We start from the raw sequence: 5,855 nt of genomic DNA, 5'->3' as shown, positions 1-5,855 counted from the left end.
GGCATCTAAGCCTGCTGGACGCGGTGTTTGGATAGTAAAAGAGATCCCTAAGAAAACTAGAGATCTCTTTGATCTGTTTAAAATTGCTTACCCTAAAAAGCAGGTCAAAAATTAGTAACTATGACCTGCGGAGTTTAGGATGAAAAAAGAGAGCATAGGCTCTCTTTTTTTTAGCGCTGAAATCTTACTTTGAAGCTTCTAATTTCTGCTCTAAGTAATGGATGCTTGCGCCACCCTTGATTTCAACAGGATCAGTTAACAGATCCTTGTGTAGAGGAATATTTGACTTGATACCTGAAAGAACAAGCTCGTCTAAAGCCTCTAAACCACGTACGATGGCCATTTCACGGGTATCATCATAAACGATAAGCTTACCTCCTAATGAATCATAGTAAGGTGGAACCTTATAGCCTTGATATACATGTGAATCCCAGCGAACGCCTGGACCACCAGGAACGTGCAGGTACTTAATCTCGCCTGGAGATGGCATAAAGGTCTTTGGATCTTCAGCATTGATACGGAACTCAATAGCATGCCCCTTTAACTTGATGTCTTCCTGCTTGATTGATAATGGATTACCAGCACATACGTTGATCATTTCGCGAACGATATCAACGCCGGTGATCATTTCGGTAATAGGATGCTCAACCTGAACACGAGTATTCATCTCGATGAAGTAGAACTCGCCGTTCTCATATAAGAACTCGAATGTACCAGCACCGCGATAACCGATATCGATACATGCCTGAGCACAACGACTACCAATGGTCTCTCTTTGTTCCTGGCTGATAAATGGAGCAGGAGCTTCTTCTAAAACCTTCTGGTTACGTCTCTGCATAGAGCAGTCACGCTCACCTAGGTAAACAGCATGACCCTGACCGTCTGATAAAACCTGGAACTCAATATGGCGTGGGTTCTCAAGGAACTTTTCCATATAAACAGCTGGGTTGTTGAAGAACATATCTGCTTCACGACGAGTTAAAGCAATTGACTCGTCAAGTTCAGCATCTGATCTTACAACACGCATACCACGGCCACCGCCGCCACCTGCTGCCTTGATGATGATTGGGTAACCAATCTGGTTTGCAAGCTTTCTGTTCTCTTCAGCATTTTCACCAAGAGCACCTGCAGAACCTGGAACACATGGAACGCCAGCTTTCTGCATAGCTTTCTTTGCAGAAACCTTATCACCCATAAGTCTGATGGTATCAGCTGTAGGACCGATAAAAATAAAGCCTGACTTTTCAACCATCTCAGCAAAATCAGCATTCTCTGATAAGAAACCGTAGCCTGGGTGAATAGCATTAGCGCCTGTTGCCTCTGCTGCAGCGATAATTGAAGGAATATTTAAATATGAATCCTTTGGAGCAGCAGGACCAATACAAACAGCTTCATCAGCTAGCTTAACGTGCATTAAATCACGATCAGCAGTTGAATGAACTGCTACAGTCTTTAAGCCTAACTGGCGGCAAGCACGTAAAACACGTAAAGCGATCTCACCACGGTTGGCAATAAGAACTTTTTCAAGTTTCATAATGAATTGTGACCTAAGTTATTATTCAAACTCAAATAGTGGCTGATCGAACTCAACTGCTGAGCCGTTCTCAACTAAGATCTTCTTGATAACACCAGCTCTGTCTGCCTGAATCTGATTCATCATCTTCATAGCTTCGATAATGCATAAGGTGTCGCCTTCCTTAACTGAAGCGCCAACTTCAACGAATGGGCTTGCAGTAGGGCTTGCTGAGCGATAGAAAGTACCAACCATTGGTGACTTCATTAACTTAGATGCATCAACAGCAGCCTCAGCTACAGGAGCTGCAGGAGCAGCAGGTGCAGCAGCAGGAGCTGGAGCTTGAGCAACTACAGGTGCAGCAACAGGAGCTGGAATTACAGTTGAAACAGCCTGAACAACAGCCTTTTCACGAGTAATTTTTAATTCTTCTTCGCCCTGCTTTAAGTTGATCTCAGATACATCTGACTTAGATACGATCTCGATAAGCTTAGCTATCTTATGAATATCAATTTGCATGAACAATATCCTAACTTATGTTTTTTTTAATAATTAATGATTACGGTTTAAGAGTCTTACGGCGCCTCTTAAAGCATATTCGTAACCATCAAGTCCGAAACCTACTATGACTCCAACGGCAATAGCAGAAAGATAAGAATGATGTCTAAATTCTTCTCTTTTATGCACGTTTGAGATGTGTATTTCATAAAAAGGAACGTCGATTCCTGCAAGAGCATCGCGAATAGCAACGCTGGTGTGGGTATATGCGCCGGCATTCAATAATATGAAATCTGTGTTATTGCGGCTATTCTGGATTTTATCAACTAAATCGCCTTCATGATTGGACTGATAGCACTCAATATTGACATCTAGTTCATCAGCAACCTTTTTTAGGTTGTTTTCAAGGTCCTTTAATGTCTCTTTACCGTAAATTTCTGGTTCACGGGTACCTAAAAGGTTAAGATTTGGACCGTTTAACACCAAAATAGAAAATTTAGCCAATTTTTTTCTCCAGAAAGAAAAGTTGGTGCATTTTATCATTTTTATTTGAATGTTTCTCAGATTTTCTTTAAAAATGTTAATTTTTTGCAATTTTTAGGTAATAAACTATGACATTTCTTAAATTTTTTTCTTTTCTGAAAAATATACGCATAAGGTAAATTGTGCAAATTTGTCATGTCTTTTTTGCCAAAAAGTGTAAACGAGTGCACAAAAAATGATAGAATAAGGATACGGAATTTTCTTTTATGACGATTTGTCATCATTAACCTTCACATTGAGGAAACCACATGAGCTTCATGAACAAAGCTAAATCAATTGCAGAATTCGATCCTGAGTTATGGACTGCAATTGAAGGTGAAAACCAGCGTCAAGAGGATCACATCGAACTTATCGCTTCAGAAAACTACGCATCAAAGTGCGTTATGGAGGCACAGGGTTCACAGCTAACTAACAAGTATGCTGAAGGCTATCCAGGAAAACGTTATTACGGCGGTTGCGAGTATGTTGATGCAGTTGAGCAGTTAGCTATTGATAGAGCTTGCAAGCTGTTCAAGTGTGAATTCGCTAATGTTCAGCCACATGCTGGTTCTCAGGCTAATGCAGCTGTTTACCAGGCTTTATGTCAGCCAGGTGACATCGTAATGGGCTTATCATTATCATCAGGCGGTCACTTAACTCACGGCTGTCCAGTTAACTTCTCAGGTAAAGTTTATAAGGCTTATGGCTACGAAGTTAATGAGAAAGGCGAGCTTGATTATGAAGCAATCCGTCAGCAGGCTTTAGAATTAAAGCCAAAGATGATTGTTGCTGGTTTCTCAGCATACTCAGGCATCGTTGATTGGAAGAAGATGCGTGAAATTGCAGATGAGGTTGGTGCTTATCTGTTAGTTGATATGGCTCACGTTGCAGGTTTAATTGCTGCAGGCGTATATCCAAGCCCAATCGAGTATGCTCACGTTGTTTCTTCAACAACTCACAAGTCATTAGGTGGTCCACGTTCTGGCTTTATTCTTTCAAACTGCCATGATCAGGACATCTACAAGAAGTTAAATTCAGCAATCTTCCCTGGTTTACAGGGCGGTCCTTTAGAGCACGTAATTGCTGCAAAGGCAATCGTATTCAAGGAGGCAATGGAGCCTTGGTATGTTGATTACCAGAAGCAGGTTGTAGCAAATGCTAAGTTATTAGCTGAAGAAGTTATGAAGCGTGGTTACAAAGTTGTATCAGGCGGTACTTCAAACCACTTATTCTTAATGGACTTCATCGGCTTAGAGATGACTGGTAAGGATGCAGAGGCTGCTTTAGGTAAGGCATTCATTACTGTTAATAAGAACACTGTTCCTGGTGAGACTCGTTCTCCATTCGTAACTTCAGGTTTACGTATCGGTACTCCTGCTTGTACACGTCGTGGCTTCAAGGAAGCTGAGATCAAGGAACTTGCTGCAATCATCTGTGACGTTTTAGATAACTATCAGAATGATGAAGTAATCTTAAAGTGCCGTGAGCGCGTAAAGGCTCTATGCGCTAAGTTCCCTGTATACAAGGACTAATCAAGTCAGGTAACAAATTTGACTAAGGTCTTAAAACAGGACATAAAGTACATGAAGCAGGCTATTAAGCTTGCTTCTTGTGGCTTATATACATCCTACCCAAATCCTGCGGTAGGATGTGTTATTGTACGCGATGGAAAAGTAATTGGCCGTGGTTATCACCACAAGGCTGGACTCCCTCATGCTGAGATTATGGCTTTACAGGATGCTTCCTTTGATGTTGAAGGTTCCACTGTATATGTGACTTTAGAGCCATGCTCTCATTATGGTAGAACCCCTCCATGTGCAAAAAAACTCGTTGAGTGCAAAGTTGCAAGAGTAGTTGTAGCTTGTGGCGATCCAAATCCAAAGGTTTGTGGTCGTGGATTTGAGATCCTACGTGAAGCAGGTATTGAAGTTGTAGAGCATGTTCTTGAAAAAGAGGCTCTCTTTTCAAGCAGAGCTTTCATGAAATCAATTGTTAAGGGAATTCCTTATGTTGCTGTAAAAACAGGAATGTCTCTTGATGCAAAAACAGCTTTATGCAATGGAAAAAGTAAATGGATTACAAATAGTAAATCCAGAGCTAAAGTTCAGGATATCAGAGCAAAATCAGACTGTATTATCACCTCTTCAAATACTGTAATAGCAGATGATCCGAAGCTAAATGTCAGATATGAAGAGTTAAAAGAAAAGAACAGAAAGAAAATTGATTTTGACTGCGCAAGACAGCCTTTAAAGGTTATTTTAGATTCAAGTGAAAAGTTAGATATTTCAAAATATCAGATATTCTCAAGTGGTCAGAATCTACTTGTATGCGCAAGCGATAATCTAGAAGAACTAAATAAAGAAACTATAATTAATAAAAATGTAAGTAAGGTTTATATTAAAAGAACATTAGATGGTCATATAGATATAAACGCCTTACTTGAATATCTTGGCACAAAGCAGATAAGAAAGGTTTTAGTTGAAGCAGGATCAAAGCTAATATCTGCATTTTTAGATGCCAATGCTGTTGATGAAATATATGCATTTGTTGCTCCTAAGTTATTAGGAAAAGAGGCAAGAAATGCCTTCAACACTCAGAATATACTGGATTTATCTTGTTGCAGAGAATTTACTTTGCATAAAACAAAACGTTACGGTAACGATGTGTTACTTCATTATCTTCTGGAAGAATAATGTTCACAGGAATAGTTCAGGCTGTAGGCACACTTAAAAGCATGGAAAAAAGAGGCAGAGGCTATGTAATTATGGTCGATGCACCTGAAAGCTTTATAAAGAACAACACAATTGCTCTTGGCGATTCAATTGCTAACAATGGTGTATGCCTCACTGTAACAGAGCTTATTGGTAACTCATTTTATGCAGATGTTTCAGCTGAAACTGTAAAATGCACTTGTTTTAAGAATTACAGAACAGGTGACAGACTAAATCTAGAGCTTGCTTGTACCGCATCAACCCATCTTGGTGGACACATTGTTCAGGGACATGTTGATGGAATAGGTGAAGTTATGAGTGTTTCAAAGCTTGATGATGCCGTTGATATATGGATAAAGGCACCATCTGAGCTGTCAAAATACATTGCAAGAAAAGGTTCTATTGCAGTAGATGGAATTTCTCTTACTGTAAATGATGTAGAGAATGATTCTTTCAGATTAACTCTTATCCCTCATACTCAGGGTGCTGTTAATTTTGATAATTTTGAAAAAGGATGTCAGGTTAATCTTGAGGTTGATGTACTTGCAAGATATCTTGAAAGACTTATCTCAAAGCAGGATGCAAATGCACAGAAGAGTGATTCATCTTTG

Annotated in this window: 6 protein-coding genes; 3 read left to right on the top strand and 3 right to left on the bottom strand. The window is 39.8% G+C overall.

The features are described from left to right. Positions 1 to 184: 184 nt before the first annotated feature. The 3 genes from accC to aroQ are packed head-to-tail and all read right to left on the bottom strand — an operon-like array spanning position 185 to position 2,554. A complete protein-coding gene (gene accC, locus ACJML3_RS06665) occupies positions 185 to 1,534 on the bottom strand; it encodes an acetyl-CoA carboxylase biotin carboxylase subunit (protein WP_406021731.1) in 1,350 nt (449 codons plus the stop codon). A 21-nt stretch (positions 1,535 to 1,555) separates the two neighbouring features. Then, complete coding sequence (gene accB / locus ACJML3_RS06660; protein ID WP_406021737.1) at positions 1,556 to 2,026, bottom strand: acetyl-CoA carboxylase biotin carboxyl carrier protein; 471 nt, start codon at positions 2,024 to 2,026, stop codon at positions 1,556 to 1,558. A 39-nt stretch (positions 2,027 to 2,065) separates the two neighbouring features. Beyond that, positions 2,066 to 2,554, bottom strand: coding sequence for a type II 3-dehydroquinate dehydratase (gene aroQ, locus ACJML3_RS06655; RefSeq protein ID WP_406021735.1), 489 nt, complete (start codon positions 2,552 to 2,554; stop codon positions 2,066 to 2,068). Positions 2,555 to 2,811: 257 nt separating this feature from the next. Between aroQ and glyA the strand changes: the two genes are divergently transcribed. From glyA to ACJML3_RS06640, 3 genes are all read left to right on the top strand, one after another. Further along, positions 2,812 to 4,065, top strand: coding sequence for a serine hydroxymethyltransferase (gene glyA, locus ACJML3_RS06650; protein ID WP_406021733.1), 1,254 nt, complete (start codon positions 2,812 to 2,814; stop codon positions 4,063 to 4,065). A gap of 18 nt (positions 4,066 to 4,083) precedes the next feature. Beyond that, positions 4,084 to 5,226, top strand: coding sequence for a bifunctional diaminohydroxyphosphoribosylaminopyrimidine deaminase/5-amino-6-(5-phosphoribosylamino)uracil reductase RibD (gene ribD / locus ACJML3_RS06645; protein ID WP_406021729.1), 1,143 nt, complete (start codon positions 4,084 to 4,086; stop codon positions 5,224 to 5,226). Then, positions 5,226 to 5,855 (top strand): riboflavin synthase (locus ACJML3_RS06640; protein ID WP_406021727.1); only part of this gene is annotated, 630 nt, incomplete at its 3' end. The genes ribD and ACJML3_RS06640, both read left to right, overlap by 1 nt.

This window comes from Succinivibrio sp. (genome assembly GCF_045124615.1).
GTDB classification, from domain to species: Bacteria; Pseudomonadota; Gammaproteobacteria; order Enterobacterales; family Succinivibrionaceae; genus Succinivibrio; species Succinivibrio faecicola.
The sequence above is the reverse complement of the archived record's forward strand: the minus strand, read 5'-3'. Positions and strand labels throughout refer to the sequence as shown.